Annotated in this window: 1 pseudogene; it reads left to right on the forward strand. The window is 39.3% G+C overall.

Features of this window, described 5'->3' with window-relative positions:
* Positions 1-234, forward strand: a pseudogene (locus ACYYG1_RS17910) (hypothetical protein); the annotation flags it as partial.

A 234-nucleotide genomic window follows, 5' to 3' on the forward strand; every position in this document is an offset into this window, starting at 1 on the left:
AGTCCCATGACGATCCGTTATTTTATCTTAACGGCCCATTATCGTTCTACATTGGATTTTTCTAATTCAGCCCTGCAAGCTGCGCAAAAAGGATATAAAAAAATCATCAATGGGTTGAGAATCGCCAAAAAATTGCTGTTTATTCCCGAGGATGAAATCGCTGTAGATCCACAACAGGCGGAGCAGGTAGAACAAAATATTCAAAATGCCTTCCGTGCTTTATCTGATGATTTT

The organism is Desulfocurvus sp. DL1XJH-121, assembly GCF_054819825.1.